Raw genomic sequence first — 15,293 nt, forward strand, 5'->3', positions numbered from 1 at the left:
AACCTACACGGACTTCGCCGCCGCCCTGCCCGCTATCCGGCCTGAAAAGATGCAGCCGCCAAGGAACGTGCCTTCCAGCGAATTATAGCCGTGCATGCCGCCGCCGCCAAACCCGGCCGCCTCGCCTGCCGCATAGACACCCGCCAGCGGCTCACCATCCGCCTTCAACGCCCGTGCGCTGAGGTCTGTTTCGATACCGCCGAGCGATTTGCGCGTCAGAATGTTGAGCCGAACTGCAATTAGGGGCCCGTGCTTCGGATCAAGGATCTTGTGCGGCGGAACCACGCGCACCAGCCTGTCGCCGATATAATTGCGGGCGCCGCGGATCGCCGTGATCTGTGCATCTTTGGTGTAGGGGTTATCGACTTCGCGATCACGCGCTTCGATTTGGGCCCTCAGCCGGCGCTCATCAATGAGATTGTCCCCGGTCAGCGCATTCATGCGCCACACAAGATCCGGCAACTCTTTCTCGACGATGAAATCCTCGCCATTGTCGAGGAAAGCCTGGACCGGCGCGGGCACGCCGCCCAGGGCGCGTTTCGCCACCTGCCGCCAGCTTTTGCTGGTAAAATCGGGATTCTGTTCCGACCCGGAAAGCGTGAATTCCTTTTTGACGATCGTCTGGTTCAGCACGAACCAGGAATAATCGTAACCGGACTTCATGATGTAATCGAGCGTCGACAGCGTATCGAAACCGGGCATGCATGGCGCCGGCAAGCGATTTCCGTCGGCGTCGAACCAGAGCGAGGACGGCCCGGGCAGGATGCGGATCGCGTGTTTCGTCCAGATCGGATCCCAATTGTGTACACCTTCGACATAGTGCCACATGCGGTCGCCATTGATCAGATGGGCGCCCGCCCGCTCCGCGATGCCGAGCATCAGCCCGTCGACATGATCCGGAACACCGCTGATCAAATGTTTCGGCGTGCCCAGCCGCCTTGGCCAGTTCCTGCGCACCAGATGATGATTGCCGCCAATGCCGCCGCTCGAGACAATGATGGCCTGTGCCCTCAAGCGGAAAGAACCAGCGACGATGCGTGAGCTTGGTTCGCTGCGTTTGACATCACTTGGCACAAGGATTTCACCCTCGACTCCATCAACCGATCCCGCGTTGGTGACGAGCGCTGTCACCCGGTGCCGGAAGCGGAAGGAAATGCGCCCGTTTTGTTCGGCCTCGCGGGCACGGCGAATGAATGGCTCGACCACGCCGGTTCCCGTTCCCCAGGTGATGTGAAAGCGCGGCACGGAATTGCCATGCCCTGTGGCCAGCGATCCGCCACGTTCGGCCCATCCCACAACGGGAAACCAGCGCATGCCCTGCGCATGCAGCCAGGACCGCTTTTCGCCGGCGGCAAAGTCGATATAGGCCTCTGCCCACCGGCGCGGCCAGTGATCTTCGTCCCGGTCGAAAGCTGCAGAGCCCATCCAGTCCTGCAGGGCAAGCGCGCGCAGATCCCTGATGCGCAAGCGCCGCTGCTCGGGAGAATCGACAAAGAACAAGCCGCCAAAGGATCGCCACGCCTGTCCGCCAAGGGTCTGCTCAGGTTCCTGATCGAGGATGATCACCCGTTTTCCGGCATCGGCCAGCTCCGTCGCCGCTACCAGCCCCGCCAGCCCGGCGCCGATGACGATGGCGTCCGCATCATATGCCATATGGAAACCTCCCAATTCCAATTGCCTGACAACACGAGCAGATTCGCATTACCTTTACGTCAACGTTGTCTGTCAAAAGCCGGACTTCGGCAAGTTCAGATCGAGAAAGTGATCAAGAACGTCGAAAAGGCCGTCACGTTTCTCCCCCCGCCACGCCCTCATTCTCTGAGTCCATGCGTCACCTACGTGCCCCTTAGAGTGCTCGTCCAGCACGCGCCGGTCCTAGTACCGGCAGGGGAACCCTTGGACAGAACGTCCCCGGACAGCGGGTCCGTTTCCCGCCATCGGAGGCGCCGGTCCTTTCCCCGCTTCGAACGGCTCCGGAAGCAGTTCCCCGTGAAAAGGACCGGGTTAGCATAAACGAGGTTTGGAAGACGTGGATAAGTTGGCGGGATTATTTTTGATTGCGCTGCGTTCCTGGTGAACTGTGTCCCATTGTGCATTGTTCGGCGAGCGCCTCTCTCCGGCAGTTGCGGGGCACATCCCTCCGTAGTTGCAGGGCCTTCTCCGTAGTTGCAGGGCACATCCTTCTCCGTCATCCTCGGGCTTGACCCGAGGACCCACGGCAAAGGAGGGGTACATTTGCACAAAACTCGGCGGGATCCAGCGGAGTGATAGTTCCGGCGGCACGCTTCATTGATCTTAGCAATTCTCGGGAATGCATATCGCGTGGTTCATGGAAGGCGCACCCTTGCCGTGGGTCCTCGGGTCAAGCCCGAGGATGACGGAGAAGGAGGAGCCGAGGATGACGGAGATCGAGGAGCCCGAGGATGACGGAGAGGCGGATGCTTTTCCACCATGGAGAGATCATTGCGAAGTTATCCCGTTTGAACTTTCCAAGGATCCGGCTTGGGTAAGATGCCGGCATCGCTCCCGGGCGTGCCGCGTGTCCACCCGCCTTCGGCCCCCGGCAGGTGAAGGCAGGAACACATTCGAGATCGCGCCAATCCGTTAAAGGCGGCCGTGCTTCGCCCGACTCGCTTTCGATGTGGATTTTCGGCTTTCCAGGCTGGCGCAAGCCCACCAAAATATTTATAGGATAAAGGAAGGCGTAAACCGAAACCCAACCTTTTGCATTTATGCTATAGTGAAAATGGAACATTTTCTCGCCAATATAGTTAGGGCAAGATGAGCATTATGATTGACTATTTGCTTCCCAGCTTAGCCTCCTTCGCCCTGACCTACGGGCTGCTGTATCTCGTCAGCATGAGAAACGTCCGCGGATAGGCGGCTTCGGGACTATCATAGCGCACCGGCGGACCATTCACCCCCGGCTTACCCTTGTTTATGCGAACCTTGCCCTTGAGCGCTCGCGTGCCCTTTCGGCTTCGACATCCCGGTCACGCGACGGCGCATGCGTGTGCAGGGATGAAAGCAGACGCCGCGACGCATCCGCCACTTCCGCGACAGCCCGGTCGAACACCTCCGCGTTGGCCTGCGACGGCTTGTTGAAGCCGGAGAGCTTGCGCACGAATTGCAGCGCGGAAGCATCTATTTCTTCCTGGGTCGCTGGCGGGTCGAAGTTGAACAGCGTTTTGATGTTGCGGCACATGGCGGTCTCCTTGTCCTGGATCACAAAGATAGGGCGGGCTCGCGCAGAGAAAACCCGCGAACTGCTCTCGCAACGGGAACCGCAAATAATTCCCGTTGAGCGGCAAATGCTATCCTATCCAAGCGCGAGGCCAGGAATTTTGCAAGATGGAGTGGCCAAAAGGATCAAACCACCAAGCGACGGGCCCGGATTTCAGGCAACAGCACGTCTTTATACCCGCTTTGGAGGGCGCTACTTGCTGATTAGTCCCGATCCTCGGCCTTTGTTGATCAGGTATGAGACGAATGCTGCACAGGCCCCGAGCATAAAGAGCGCTTCGGTCTGATCCACTTTCGCGGCATCATCTTTTAACAGCGAGTGACGGACGCCTTTTTCATCGCTCGTGTACCCATACAAATTGAGAAACCCTTGCCTTAGCGAACCATGAACGGTGCCCTGCTTTTCTAACGCAGCGAGCGCGGGCCGGAGTTCTTTCGCATCTGGGTCGATACACTTCACGGTTGATTCCACCGCACTGATACTTTCCCGGACACTTCCAGCCCAGTCTCCCGCCGTTGCCCGCTCAGCAGCTAATTTCAAGTGCTGGCGTGCCCCGTTGAACTCTGTGGAAGCGAGGTCGGCGAATGCGCGGTCCAGTGTTTGCTTTTCTTCTGGTGAGGAGACCGGAACAATCGTGTTGCCATTCACGACACGATAGGCCGATCGACACCGAGCTAAGCGAGCATCAATTTCGCTAGAGAAATTGTGGCTTGGCTGCGTTCGATGCCGTAGTATCCACTGCAGAAATCCGAAGACTGCCGTGTAAGAGCCATCCTGAAAAACGCGTCGCAGCAGCTTCTTATGAACGCCCCAATCGCTAACAAAATCGTCTATCATACGATGGTAGTGATCGACATGCATCGAACGCAAAATCGATTGCCAACTTCCGCCGACATATAGGCCGTATTCTCCAGACTTCATCGCGCTCACGATTGAATCGTGAATGTATTGCCAAAGCTGTGCTCGCAGCTCTGGCGAAACTTCTTGCAACTCCAACTGTCGTGGCAGCGGGGCAACGCCCTCTGCCTGCTCGAAGGTCAATTTCAAGCGATTAATATTGTCGTCGGTCACGGTGTCGACCCTGTTCGAGATCTCGGCTGCAGCACTATAGTCGGCCCGAGTCATCGATAGATTTGACGATGGTACTAACACACAACTTGGTCAATGCATGGGATAGATATACGATTTCATCCACAGCTTGGTGTGATCATTCATCGGCAAATGCTTGCGATTCCAACGAGCCATCAGGGCGGTGAGCGACAAGGAATGAGCAACACCACGGACCATCAGAATGCGGCAATGGAGAAAATGCTGAACGATAATCCGCTCATGAAGTTTTCAGTCTACACAAACACACAAGCCCGGGCAGTGGGCGAGATGGGCGAAGAAATCAAACGATGCTGAGTAACGCTATAGGTCCGAACACCGCGGCCAGCACATCGGAGTTCTTGAAAGCTTACAACTTCTTTTGGTTTTGGACGCTTGGAGCATACGAGGTTCTCAGGACGATGGATCAGCACACAGCCTGCTTCACGACTGATCTAGGTAAGACGATCAAGGAGAGGAAAAAGCAACTTGAAAACCTTCGAATGCCTTTCGCAAAGCAAGAACTGAGTCGTCGTCGCGGACCAATCTATAGGGAAAACTCAATAACGAGTTTTAACGGAATATCACCGCAATATACCATCGACGGCAAGACTTACGGTGTGGTGGAAACCATTGACGAGGTTGCCAAGTTCCTTGGGCGCGAGATCCCTACGCGGCGATAGCGCGGATTGCACAATGGAGAGGAGATTAGCATGGTTTGGGTATCGATCATTTTTGGCGCGATGTCGGCGGTTGCTTGGTTCGGGGCGGCTGTTATTCCGCCTGCGAAAATCGGCGCTGTGCTCAATTTAGCCCACAAGCGAACCGGGTCGCCTGCAGGTTCCTGACAAGTCAAAATTTCATTGAGGAAAAATGGTGCCCCCGGAGAGACTCGAACTCCCGACCCTCTGATTACAAATCAGATGCTCTACCAACTGAGCTACAAGGGCAGCGGCGTCCGATTAGCACAAACCTCCGATCTGTAAAACGAAAAAACAGCCCTGCGCGATAATTTTACAGTTTTTTTGATCGCCCCGCGTTTTGCCAGATGGGTCATGGCGTGCTAGGCGATAGGTCCTCAGTCATTCGCGCATGCAGGCAGCCATGAACCGGAAAATCGAAACATTTGCTTTTCTTTCCTCCGGCACGCCGGACTCCGACGAGGCGCAGCATGAACTGACCCGGATCTACGGTGGCGCCGAAGCGCGGGATGCCGATGTCATCGTTGCGCTTGGCGGCGATGGCTTCATGCTGCAGACGCTGCAGAACTACATGAACCAGGGCAAGATGATCTATGGCATGAACCGTGGGTCCGTCGGCTTCCTGATGAACGAATACAGCGGCACCGGATTGAAGGAACGCGTGGAGGCAGCGCATGCCGAGACCATCCGGCCTTTGAAGATGGTTACGGAGTCCGTCGAAGACGGTGAGTTTACGGCGTTTGCGCTGAATGAAGTCTCGCTGCTGCGCCAGTCCTACCAGGCAGCGAAGATCAGGATCACCGTCGACGACAAGGTGCGGCTGGAAGAATTGATCTGCGACGGCGTCATGGTGGCAACCCCCGCCGGCTCTACCGCCTACAACCTCTCCGCGCAGGGGCCAATAATCCCCCTCGATGCGCGGCTGCTGGCCCTCACCCCGGTTTCCGCCTTTCGCCCCCGGCGCTGGCGCGGTGCGCTCCTGCCAAACCGGGTGACTGTGCGTTTTGATATTCTCGAACCGGAGAAGCGGCCGGTCAATGCGGTCGCCGATCACACGGAAGTAAAGTCCGTTCTATCCGTCACGGTCGAGGAAGCATCTCATTTGCGGGCGACCATTCTGTTTGACAAGAACCATTCCTGGAACGAACGAATTCTCAAGGAACAGTTCCTTTATTGACAACATTAGAATAAAATGGCGGACAATTGTAACAAACTCTTAAATGTGTCCTCACCTGAGAGTTGACTTTTGCTGGTTCGCGCCGTAACGCCATTGCAGCAAAACGCTGTGCAATTCGAGCGTCTGACGCTTTGGCCGAGGACGGACCGCACCGCAATGACTGCAGATAGAAAGTTAAACCTCCTTTGACCACCTTTGCCGATCTGGGCCTTTCACCGAAAGTGCTCAATGCTGTAGAAGCAGCAGGATATACAATTCCGACACCGATCCAGGCTGGCGCCATCCCGCATGCGCTGCAACGCAAGGATGTCCTTGGCATCGCGCAGACCGGTACCGGCAAGACCGCTTCTTTCGTACTGCCCATGCTGACGCTGCTTGAGCAGGGCCGTGCCCGGGCCCGCATGCCGCGCACGCTGATCCTCGAGCCGACGCGCGAACTCGCAGCGCAGGTCGAGGAAAACTTCGTCAAATATGGCAAGAACCATCGTCTCAATGTCGCGCTGCTGATTGGCGGCGTGTCCTTCGACGATCAGTTGCGCAAGCTCGAACGCGGCGCCGACGTGCTGATCGCAACGCCCGGCCGCCTGCTCGACCATTTCGAGCGCGGCAAGCTGCTCCTGAGCGCTGTTGATATTCTCGTCATCGACGAGGCCGACCGCATGCTCGACATGGGTTTCATCCCGGACATCGAGCGCATCTGCAAGCTGATCCCCTTCACCCGCCAGACGCTGTTCTTCTCGGCCACCATGCCGCCGGAAATCACAAAACTGACGGAACAGTTCCTGCATTCGCCCGTCCGCATCGAAGTTGCCAAGGCGGCGACGACCGCCAAGACGGTTGAACAGAAGCTGGTCAAATCCGGCAAGAAGGATTGGGAAAAGCGCGCCGTGCTGCGCGACCTGATCCGCGCCGAGGACGAAGGCCTGAAGAACGCGATCATCTTCTGCAACCGCAAGAAGGATGTCTCCGAGCTGTTCCGCTCGCTGGTGAAGCATGAATTCGATGCCGGCGCCCTGCATGGCGACATGGATCAGCGTGCCCGGACCACGATGCTGGCGAACTTCAAGGACGGCAAGCTCAAGCTTCTCGTCGCCTCAGATGTCGCCGCACGCGGTCTCGATATTCCCGACGTCAGCCATGTGTTCAATTTCGACGTGCCGATCCATTCGGAAGATTACGTGCACCGTATCGGCCGTACCGGCCGCGCCGGACGTTCCGGCAAGGCGTTCACCCTGGTGACGCCGGCCGATACCAAATATCTCGCGTCGATCGAAAAGCTGATTGGCGAGGATATCATCTGGCACGATGGCGATCTTTTCCACCCTGCCCGTCTCGACGGAGCCGGACGAAGCGCCGCGCCGTGGTCGCGCCCGGGGTAAAGCCGAGCCGAAACGCCGGCCGCGCAATGAAGGCCGCGAACGCGAGCGGCCGCAGTCGGAAATCGACATCATCGCTGCTGCCGAGAGGGCAAAGGAAGCCGACGTTCAGCCAGTCGAGGAACAGCCGGTCATCCGCACGGCGGAGAAGCCGCAAAAGGCTGCTATCAAGGCCGAAAACGAGCAGCGCCGCGCTCGCGTCCCGCATGCCGAACCGCGCCGAGACCACCGCCGCGACCGCGACGACATGGGCTCGGCACCGGTCGGTTTCGGTGACGAAATTCCGGCATTCATGCTGATCGACACCAAAATCTGAGGCTTGCTCGTGCAGTCACCCGGCGTTGGATGCGGCATCGTATTCTTGAGAGATGCCCATATCCTCCTGCTGAAACGCAAGAAAAGCCCTGAGGCCGGCGCCTGGGGCATCCCCGGCGGCAAAGTGGACTTTCTCGAAACCGCCGAACAGGCTATTCGCCGCGAGGCCCTCGAGGAAACCGGGCTCCGGGCTGGAGCAATCGCTCTCCTCGGCCTCAGCGAGCAGCTCTTCCATGACGAACGGCAGCATTGGCTGGGTGTCCTGTTCCTGGCGCAGAGTTATTCCGGTGAGATGCAACTGCTCGAACCCGACAAGCACGGCGGGATAGACTGGTTCTCCCTCGACGAACTACCGGAACGCCTGACCTTGCCGACACTTCACGCCATTGATCTGGTTCGGCAGCGCGGTCTGGCGTGAGCCTTACTTTGCCCGGCGCAATGATGCCTCGCGGGCAAGCCTGGCCCATTCGGTCATGATGTCCGGGTCGTCGAAAGCATCTTCGGGGATGGACCAGTACGGCATATCGACGGGTTTTCTCGATTTGCGCTCATAACGCCATTGCCTGGAGCCGGCAGCTTGGAAAGCGGGCGCCGAAACTTCGTCGGCCTTCAGGAGAATTTCATCCTGCACTTCAAGCGCGATGATCAACCCTTGGAAATATATCGCCTTGCCCCCAAACATACGCTTGATGGTGACAGGGCCGAGGCCTGAAAACAGATCCTCGATCGCATCATTGTCCATGGCGAAACGTCAGGAAGCGGCGGAAGCGATCGCTTCAGGCTTTGCCGGCGTCAGTTCGACCGATTCGCCGCAGCCGCAAGCGGATGTCTGGTTAGGATTGTTGAAGACAAAGCCGGTGCGCAACTTCGTCACTTCGAAGTCCATTTGCGTACCGAGGAGGTAGAGAACGGCTTCGGGCGCGACGAAGACCTTCGAGCCGTCCTTTTCGACGACATCGTCGCCAGCTTTCGCTTCCGTGACGAGGTCGATCATGTATTCCATGCCGGCGCAGCCGCCTTTCTTGATGCCGACGCGAATGCCGAGCGCATTCTCGCGCGTCGCCACAATCTCGCTTACGCGCTGTGCGGCGGCGTCAGTCAACGTCATGACAGAAAAACGACCCATTTCTCATCTCTCTTGTTCGAGATCGCGGAACGATCACTCAGTACCATAGTTAATGTTACACAACCGTCACTGCAAGTGTTCAAACTGCTTCAGACCCACAAACACGACCGGCAGAAGGCTGAAATCATGCATTATCGCCATCTCGTTCTTTGCAGCATAGCCGCGCTGGCGCTTGACCTTTCACCATTGCTGGCTCAGGAAACCAAACAGCCTGAAGCAACAGCACCCGCAGAAACACCGGCGCCAAAGCAATCAGCGGAAGCAGCCCCCCAGACACCGCCGGAATACCTCGACAATCGCAGCACACCGGAAACGTTGATCCAATCCTACTACAACGCGATCAACAGAGGCGAATACGCCCGCGCCTACAGCTACTATTCTCCCGACAATCCGCCGCAGCCCTTCCCGCAATTCCAGGCAGGTTACGAAAACACTGCCTCGGTGGAGGTGCGGTTCGGAAAGGCCGTGGGCGAAGGCGCAGCCGGTTCCGCCTATTGGAGCCAGCCGCTGGCGATCAAATCCGCCGCCAAGGACGGTACTGCCACGGTCTTTAACGGCTGCTATCGCCTGAGGCTCGCCAACCCGGCGATTCAGGGCGTACCCTATGTACCGCTATCGATCCTCGATGGAACGCTGGAGAAATCCGAAAAACCCTTCGAGGAGAGCGTGCCGGAAGGCTGCGAAGCGCCCTAGTACCAGCCGACGGCGACTTGCGCCTCTTCAGACATGCGGTCCGGTGTCCAGGGCGGATCGAAGGTCATGGTGACATCGACAAAGCTGACGCCTTCGACGGCGCCAACCGCATCTTGCACCCATCCGGGCATTTCGCCAGCAACCGGACAGCCCGGGGCCGTCAATGTCATCTCGATCTTCACCGAGCGATCATCCTCGATGTCGATCTTGTAGACGAGGCCAAGTTCATAAATATCGGCCGGAATTTCCGGATCATAAACGGTTTTCAGTGCCCCGATGATATCATCGGTCATGCGTGCCAGTTCTTCGGCCGGAATGGCAGATGCGGACGCTGTCCCAACCCCGGTATGCACGGAACCGGCGTCAGCGAGCGTCGCTTCGTCTTTTTCCAGTGTCTCGACTTTGTCGGTCATCGTCATCACCCAAAGAATTTCCGCGCCTTTTCCAGCGCATCGGCGAGAACATCAATCTCGTCTCTCGTATTATACATGGCAAATGAGGCACGGCATGTCGAAGTGACGCCGAAGCGCTTCAAGAGCGGTTGAGCACAGTGTGTCCCTGCCCGCACGGCAACGCCGGCACGGTCGATCACCATTGATACGTCGTGCGCATGAATGCCTTCCAGTTCGAAGGAAATGATCGCGCCCTTATCTTTGGCATCGCCAAAAATGCGCAAGGAGTTGATCTGCCGCAACCGCTCATGCGCATAGTCGCGAAGATTTTCCTCATGCGCGAGAATGGCGGCGCGACCGATCTTCTCGACATACTCGATCGCCGCACCAAGTCCGATCGCCTGGGCGATCGGTGGGGTGCCCGCTTCGAAGCGGTGCGGCGGGTGATTGTAGGTGACAATATCCTCCGTCACCTCTTCGATCATTTCGCCGCCGCCCTGGAAAGGCCGCATCGCTTCAAGCATGGTCTTGCGGCCATAAAGCACGCCAATGCCAGATGGACCGTAAATCTTATGTCCGGTGAAAATGTACCAGTCGCAGCCGAGATCCTGCACGTCCACCGGGAGGTGCACGGCGCCCTGGCTGCCGTCGACCAGCACGGGAATGCCGCGCGCATGGGCGATGCGGACGATCTCCTTGATCGGCGTCACGGTGCCGAGCACGTTCGACATATGGGTGATGGCCACGAGTTTGGTGCGTTCTGTTAGCCGGCTCTCGAATTCCTCGATGTGGAATGCACCCTGATCATCGACAGGCACCCAGACGAGCTTTGCGCCCTGACGTTCGCGAATGAAATGCCACGGCACGATGTTCGAATGGTGCTCCATGATCGAAAGCACGATCTCGTCGCCTTCGCCCATGTTTGGCATGCCATAGCCGTAGGCGACGGTATTGATCGCTTCCGTCGCAGACTTCGTGAACACGATCTCATCAACAGAACCGGCATTCAGGAACCGGCGAACGTTTTCACGTGCCTTTTCATAGGCATCGGTGGTTGCGTTCGACAGGAAGTGCAGGCCGCGATGCACGTTGGCATATTCTTCTCGATAGGTATGCGTGATCATGTCGATCACAGCCTGCGGCTTTTGAGCCGAAGCGCCATTGTCGAGATAGACCAGCGGCTTGCCATAGACTTCACGCGACAGGATGGGAAAGTCGCGGCGGATCGCCTCTACGTCGTAGCTGCTTTGAATGATCTTCGTATCCATATTGCCGCGCTTTCCCGTGCAGATTTAGCTGTGTTCGACCGACTAGACGTGTGCGGCGAGCCATTTTTCGAGAATCGCCTCCAGCGCCTCGACAAGTGGCTCGTTTTCCAGCTCTTCGACGATTTGAGCAACGAAAGCCTTGATCAAAAGGCCACGCGCTTCGTTTTCCGGAATGCCGCGCGCCCGCAGATAGAACAGGTGGTTGCCATCGATTTCGGTAACAGTCGCGCCGTGGCCGCAAGCCACATCGTCGGCAAAGATCTCGAGCTCCGGCTTGGCATCGAATTCGCCATCGTCAGAAAGCAGCAGTGTGTTGCACGCCATACGGGCATCGGTCTTCTGGGCGATCTTGTTAACTTTGATCTGACCCTGAAACACGCCGCGTGCCTGGTCCGTCACCACATTGCGGATGATCTGCACCGATGTCGTGTTTTCGACCAGATGGCCAAGTGTCATCGTCACATCGGTGTGGCTGTCGCCGCCGAGCAGATTCACTCCGCGAAGCTGGAAGTCAGAGCCTTCGCCCTTCACCAGCACATGGACTTCCTGCCGGACGAGCTTGCCGCCGGCATTGACGACATAAAGCGTCAGCCTGGCGTTGGCACCGAGCGTCGCGGTGAACTGGGCCAGCTGGGTGGCATGGATGCCCTGCTCGCGCAGGATGATCCAGGTAATTTCCGCGTTGTCGGCAACGGTTACGTTGCTGACGCTCGTCGAAAAGCCTTCGCCCTCGCCGCCGGTCTGCCGTTCGATAATCGTTGCCTTGACGCCTTTGCCGAACTTGACCGGAAAACGCACATGCCCCTGCCCGCGCAGCTGCGCGTTCTGCAATTCGAGCGGTGCCTCCAGCTGCAGACCATCGGCAAACGATACCGCCCATCCATCGGTCACATAGGCCGCATTGATCTGGCCGATCGCATCGTCGCCATCACGAATGGCAAGCTGGCTGATAACCGAGCCATCGATCAGCTTGTCGCTGAACTTGGTGAATTCAATGCCTTCAACACGCGGGGCAACAAGAGCCACACCATTGGAAACGGTAGCCACCGCCGAACCGGCGATAACCGGCGGCAAGGCATTGGTTCCTGCTGTCTCGTCATAGACGGCAACACTGCGCAGCAATGTGCGCAGGTCCGTATAGTGCCAGGCCTCAACACGGCGCGACGGCAGGCCCTGTGTCTTCAACGCCTCTATGGCGTTGTCGCGGGCACTGGTTATCTCGCTGTTCCCGGGTAGGTCGCCCATCCGGTCGACAAAAGCGTCGACCAGCGCCGATTCAGCGGCTGTGGGCTGGCGTCCTGTATGAACATTCATCATAGCGATCCTCAGGCTGCCTCGCCGATAATATCGGCATAGCCATTCTCTTCGAGATGCAGTGCAAGGTCCTTGTCGCCCGACTTGATCACCTGACCCTTGTAGAGAACGTGCACGCTGTCCGGCACGATATAATCGAGCAGGCGCTGATAATGCGTAATCACGATCACGGCGCGGTCCGGCGAACGCAAGGCATTGACGCCATCGGCGACGATCTTGAGGGCATCGATGTCGAGCCCGGAATCGGTCTCATCGAGAACGCAAAGCTTCGGTTCCAGCAGTTTCATCTGCAGGATTTCAGCACGCTTCTTCTCACCACCGGAGAAACCGACATTGAGCGGGCGCTTGAGCATGGCAATATCCATGTCCAGCGACGAGGCAGCGGTCTTCACCCGAGAAATGAATTCCGGAATTTTCAGCGGCTCTTCACCGCGCGCCTTGCGCTGCGAATTCATCGCCACCTTCAGGAATTCCATTGTAGCGGCGCCGGGTATTTCCATCGGGTATTGGAATGCCAGAAAGATGCCCTTGGCAGCGCGCTCTGATGGGTCGAGCTCGAGAATGGACTCGCCGTTGTAGAGAATGTCGCCTTCTGTGACCTCGTAATCTTCGCGGCCCGCGAGGATATAGGACAGCGTCGATTTACCCGAACCATTCGGCCCCATGATCGCCGCGACTTCGCCAGCCTGGACGGTGAGATTCAGACCACGGATGATCTCGGTGTCGGTGTCTGCGATCTTCGCATGAAGGTTTCTGATTTCCAGCATAGGTACTACCTTTTCGAATTCCGGGGATCAGCCTTGGCGATCCCAATGATAAATGTTGATCCTGTCAGTCGATGGCGCACGCCGCCCAAATTATCAGGTCTCGCCGCTCAGGCTCTTTAGCCGCTCGACCACTGATGACAGCTCCTTGCGCGCCCTAATCAGCTCTGGCTCGAGGACGCTTTCGGTCGCGGAGGAAGCATGACCCAACGTATCCGTGAGGTCGTCGATGACTTCGCCCAGCTCCTTGTAGCGCCGGCGAAGTCTGTCGAGCTCTTCCTTCATGACCGGGGCCATTAACCGACTGAGCCTTCGAGGCTGATGCCGATGAGCTTTTGCGCTTCAACCGCAAATTCCATCGGCAGCTCCTGAATGACTTCCTTGACGAAACCATTGACGATCAGCGCAATTGCTTCTTCTTCCGGAATACCGCGCTGCATCACATAGAACAGCGCATCTTCGGAGATCTTCGAGGTGGTTGCCTCGTGCTCGAACTGCGCCGTGGCGTTCTTTGCCTCGATATAGGGCACCGTATGCGCTCCGCAATCATTGCCGATCAACAGCGAGTCGCACTGGGTGAAGTTGCGGGCGTTCTCAGCCTTGCGATGCGCCGAAACCTGGCCGCGATAGGTGTTGTTCGACTTGCCGGCTGAAATACCCTTGGAGATGATGCGGCTCGACGTGTTCTTGCCGAGATGCAGCATCTTTGTACCGCTATCGATCTGCTGATGACCATTCGATACGGCGATCGAATAGAACTCGCCGCGTGAATTGTCGCCGCGCAGGATGACCGATGGGTATTTCCAGGTGATCGCCGAACCGGTCTCGACCTGGGTCCACGAAATCTTGGAATTGACACCGCGGCAATCGCCGCGCTTGGTGACGAAGTTGTAGATGCCACCCTTGCCTTCCGCATCGCCGGGGAACCAGTTCTGCACCGTCGAATACTTGATCTCGGCATCGTCCAGTGCGATCAGCTCGACGACCGCTGCATGCAGCTGGTTTTCGTCGCGCTGCGGCGCTGTGCAACCTTCGAGATAGGACACATAAGCGCCCTCTTCGGCGATGATGAGCGTCCGTTCGAACTGGCCCGTATCCCGCTCATTGATGCGGAAATAGGTGGACAGCTCCATCGGGCAGCGCACACCCTTCGGCACATAGACGAACGAGCCGTCGGTAAAGACTGCCGAATTCAGCGTCGCGTAAAAATTGTCCGAAACCGGGACAACCGTGGCGAGGTACTTCTTCACCAGCTCGGGATGTTCGCGAGATCGCTTCCGAGATCGAGCAGAAGATGACGCCGGCTTTAGCGAGTTCCGCCTTGAACGTGGTCACAACCGAGACACTGTCGAATACGGCATCCACCGCGACGCGGCCTGACTTATAGACGTTGTCGCTGGCTTCTTCTTCATCATCCGGGCCCGGTTCGCCGACCTTGCGCACGCCAGCAAGAATTTCCTGCTCTTTCAGCGGAATTCCAAGCTTCTCATAGGTTCGCAGCAGTTCCGGGTCCACATCAGCAAGCGAAGACGGGCCAGTCTGGTTCTTTGGACCGGCGAAGTAGACCATATCCTGGAAGTCGATCTTCGGATAATTGACGCGTGCCCATGTGGGCTCCTCCATCGTCAGCCAGCGTTCGTAAGCCTTCAGACGCCATTCCAGCATCCATTCCGGTTCGTTCTTCTTGGCAGAGATAAAGCGGATAATGTCTTCGTTCAGGCCCTTGGGCGCCTTATCCATTTCGATAAGGGTTTCAAAGCCATATTTGTACTGGTCCACATCCAGCGTACGGACACGATCAATAGTTTCCTGCACGGCAGGCATTGGCGTTCTCCAT

Annotated in this window: 14 protein-coding genes, 1 tRNA gene and 2 pseudogenes; 5 read left to right on the top strand and 12 right to left on the bottom strand. The window is 57.6% G+C overall.

Annotated elements, in window-relative coordinates; genetic code table 11:
• Positions 1 to 3: 3 nt before the first annotated feature.
• The 3 genes from N8E89_RS16995 to N8E89_RS17005 all read right to left on the bottom strand — a co-directional run bounded on the left by N8E89_RS16995 (position 4) and on the right by N8E89_RS17005 (position 4,315).
• Positions 4 to 1,653 (bottom strand): FAD-binding dehydrogenase, encoded by a 1,650-nt coding sequence (locus N8E89_RS16995; RefSeq protein ID WP_262260558.1) that lies wholly within the window; start codon positions 1,651 to 1,653, stop codon positions 4 to 6.
• A 1,285-nt stretch (positions 1,654 to 2,938) separates the two neighbouring features.
• Complete coding sequence (locus N8E89_RS17000) at positions 2,939 to 3,205, bottom strand: DUF2277 domain-containing protein (RefSeq protein WP_106663198.1); 267 nt, start codon at positions 3,203 to 3,205, stop codon at positions 2,939 to 2,941.
• 231 nt (positions 3,206 to 3,436) lie between these two features.
• Complete coding sequence (locus tag N8E89_RS17005; protein ID WP_106663197.1) at positions 3,437 to 4,315, bottom strand: AbiJ-NTD4 domain-containing protein; 879 nt, start codon at positions 4,313 to 4,315, stop codon at positions 3,437 to 3,439.
• Between the two features lie 326 nt (positions 4,316 to 4,641).
• Here N8E89_RS17005 and N8E89_RS17010 point away from each other — a divergent pair, with 326 nt between their 5' ends.
• Complete coding sequence (locus tag N8E89_RS17010) at positions 4,642 to 5,013, top strand: hypothetical protein (protein ID WP_106663196.1); 372 nt, start codon at positions 4,642 to 4,644, stop codon at positions 5,011 to 5,013.
• Between the two features lie 191 nt (positions 5,014 to 5,204).
• On the opposite strand, the gene N8E89_RS17015 is transcribed toward N8E89_RS17010, so the two are convergent.
• Positions 5,205 to 5,280, bottom strand: a tRNA-Thr gene (locus N8E89_RS17015).
• 154 nt (positions 5,281 to 5,434) lie between these two features.
• On the opposite strand from N8E89_RS17015, the gene N8E89_RS17020 reads away from it, so the two are divergent.
• The 3 genes and pseudogenes from N8E89_RS17020 (at position 5,435) to N8E89_RS17030 (ending at position 8,317) form a co-directional block, all read left to right on the top strand.
• Positions 5,435 to 6,208: an NAD kinase gene (locus N8E89_RS17020; protein WP_106663195.1), complete on the top strand. Its 774-nt coding sequence runs from the start codon at positions 5,435 to 5,437 to the stop codon at positions 6,206 to 6,208.
• 185 nt (positions 6,209 to 6,393) lie between these two features.
• Positions 6,394 to 7,900, top strand: a pseudogene (locus N8E89_RS17025) (DEAD/DEAH box helicase).
• A 9-nt stretch (positions 7,901 to 7,909) separates the two neighbouring features.
• Positions 7,910 to 8,317 carry an NUDIX domain-containing protein gene (locus N8E89_RS17030; RefSeq protein WP_106663193.1) on the top strand — a complete coding sequence of 136 codons (408 nt, stop codon included), beginning with the start codon at positions 7,910 to 7,912 and terminating at the stop codon, positions 8,315 to 8,317.
• 3 nt (positions 8,318 to 8,320) lie between these two features.
• On the opposite strand, the gene N8E89_RS17035 is transcribed toward N8E89_RS17030, so the two are convergent.
• Positions 8,321 to 8,641 (bottom strand): TfoX/Sxy family protein, encoded by a 321-nt coding sequence (locus N8E89_RS17035; RefSeq protein ID WP_106663192.1) that lies wholly within the window; start codon positions 8,639 to 8,641, stop codon positions 8,321 to 8,323.
• A 9-nt stretch (positions 8,642 to 8,650) separates the two neighbouring features.
• On the bottom strand, positions 8,651 to 9,025 hold the full coding sequence (gene sufA / locus N8E89_RS17040) for a Fe-S cluster assembly scaffold SufA (RefSeq protein ID WP_106663191.1): 375 nt from the start codon (positions 9,023 to 9,025) through the stop codon (positions 8,651 to 8,653).
• Positions 9,026 to 9,151: 126 nt separating this feature from the next.
• On the opposite strand from sufA, the gene N8E89_RS17045 reads away from it, so the two are divergent.
• The gene (locus N8E89_RS17045; RefSeq protein WP_113172853.1) at positions 9,152 to 9,718 is read left to right on the top strand and encodes a Cif family virulence factor; all 567 of its coding nucleotides are present in this window, start codon (positions 9,152 to 9,154) and stop codon (positions 9,716 to 9,718) included.
• On the opposite strand, the gene N8E89_RS17050 is transcribed toward N8E89_RS17045, so the two are convergent.
• From N8E89_RS17050 to sufB, 6 genes and pseudogenes are all read right to left on the bottom strand, one after another.
• The gene (locus tag N8E89_RS17050; RefSeq protein ID WP_245448641.1) at positions 9,715 to 10,131 is read right to left on the bottom strand and encodes an SUF system Fe-S cluster assembly protein; all 417 of its coding nucleotides are present in this window, start codon (positions 10,129 to 10,131) and stop codon (positions 9,715 to 9,717) included. The two genes, N8E89_RS17045 and N8E89_RS17050, sit on opposite strands and share 4 nt — an antisense overlap.
• Positions 10,132 to 10,136: 5 nt before the next feature.
• A complete protein-coding gene (locus N8E89_RS17055) occupies positions 10,137 to 11,378 on the bottom strand; it encodes a cysteine desulfurase (RefSeq protein WP_106663189.1) in 1,242 nt (413 codons plus the stop codon).
• 42 nt (positions 11,379 to 11,420) lie between these two features.
• Positions 11,421 to 12,692 (bottom strand): Fe-S cluster assembly protein SufD, encoded by a 1,272-nt coding sequence (gene sufD, locus N8E89_RS17060; RefSeq protein ID WP_106663352.1) that lies wholly within the window; start codon positions 12,690 to 12,692, stop codon positions 11,421 to 11,423.
• Between the two features lie 11 nt (positions 12,693 to 12,703).
• A complete protein-coding gene (gene sufC, locus N8E89_RS17065) occupies positions 12,704 to 13,459 on the bottom strand; it encodes a Fe-S cluster assembly ATPase SufC (RefSeq protein WP_262260561.1) in 756 nt (251 codons plus the stop codon).
• A gap of 93 nt (positions 13,460 to 13,552) precedes the next feature.
• A complete protein-coding gene (locus N8E89_RS17070; protein WP_262260563.1) occupies positions 13,553 to 13,741 on the bottom strand; it encodes a hypothetical protein in 189 nt (62 codons plus the stop codon).
• An 11-nt stretch (positions 13,742 to 13,752) separates the two neighbouring features.
• Positions 13,753 to 15,280: pseudogene (gene sufB / locus N8E89_RS17075) on the bottom strand (Fe-S cluster assembly protein SufB).
• Between the last annotated feature and the right edge of the window lie 13 nt (positions 15,281 to 15,293).

Source organism: Phyllobacterium sp. A18/5-2, from assembly GCF_025452215.1.
GTDB classification, from domain to species: Bacteria; Pseudomonadota; Alphaproteobacteria; order Rhizobiales; family Rhizobiaceae; genus Phyllobacterium; species Phyllobacterium sophorae.

Excerpts from the sequence above, each read along its gene's own strand:
- N8E89_RS16995 (WP_262260558.1), bottom strand. The coding sequence starts at position 1,653 with ATGGCATATGATGCGGACGCCATCGTCATCGGCGCCGGGCTGGCGGGG.
- N8E89_RS17000 (WP_106663198.1), bottom strand. The coding sequence starts at position 3,205 with ATGTGCCGCAACATCAAAACGCTGTTCAACTTCGACCCGCCAGCGACC.
- N8E89_RS17010 (WP_106663196.1), top strand. The coding sequence starts at position 4,642 with ATGCTGAGTAACGCTATAGGTCCGAACACCGCGGCCAGCACATCGGAG.
- N8E89_RS17020 (WP_106663195.1), top strand. The coding sequence starts at position 5,435 with ATGAACCGGAAAATCGAAACATTTGCTTTTCTTTCCTCCGGCACGCCG.
- N8E89_RS17035 (WP_106663192.1), bottom strand. The coding sequence starts at position 8,641 with ATGGACAATGATGCGATCGAGGATCTGTTTTCAGGCCTCGGCCCTGTC.
- sufA (WP_106663191.1), bottom strand. The coding sequence starts at position 9,025 with ATGGGTCGTTTTTCTGTCATGACGTTGACTGACGCCGCCGCACAGCGC.
- N8E89_RS17045 (WP_113172853.1), top strand. The coding sequence starts at position 9,152 with ATGCATTATCGCCATCTCGTTCTTTGCAGCATAGCCGCGCTGGCGCTT.
- N8E89_RS17050 (WP_245448641.1), bottom strand. The coding sequence starts at position 10,131 with ATGACCGACAAAGTCGAGACACTGGAAAAAGACGAAGCGACGCTCGCT.
- N8E89_RS17055 (WP_106663189.1), bottom strand. The coding sequence starts at position 11,378 with ATGGATACGAAGATCATTCAAAGCAGCTACGACGTAGAGGCGATCCGC.
- sufD (WP_106663352.1), bottom strand. The coding sequence starts at position 12,692 with ATGAATGTTCATACAGGACGCCAGCCCACAGCCGCTGAATCGGCGCTG.
- sufC (WP_262260561.1), bottom strand. The coding sequence starts at position 13,459 with ATGCTGGAAATCAGAAACCTTCATGCGAAGATCGCAGACACCGACACC.
- N8E89_RS17070 (WP_262260563.1), bottom strand. The coding sequence starts at position 13,741 with ATGAAGGAAGAGCTCGACAGACTTCGCCGGCGCTACAAGGAGCTGGGC.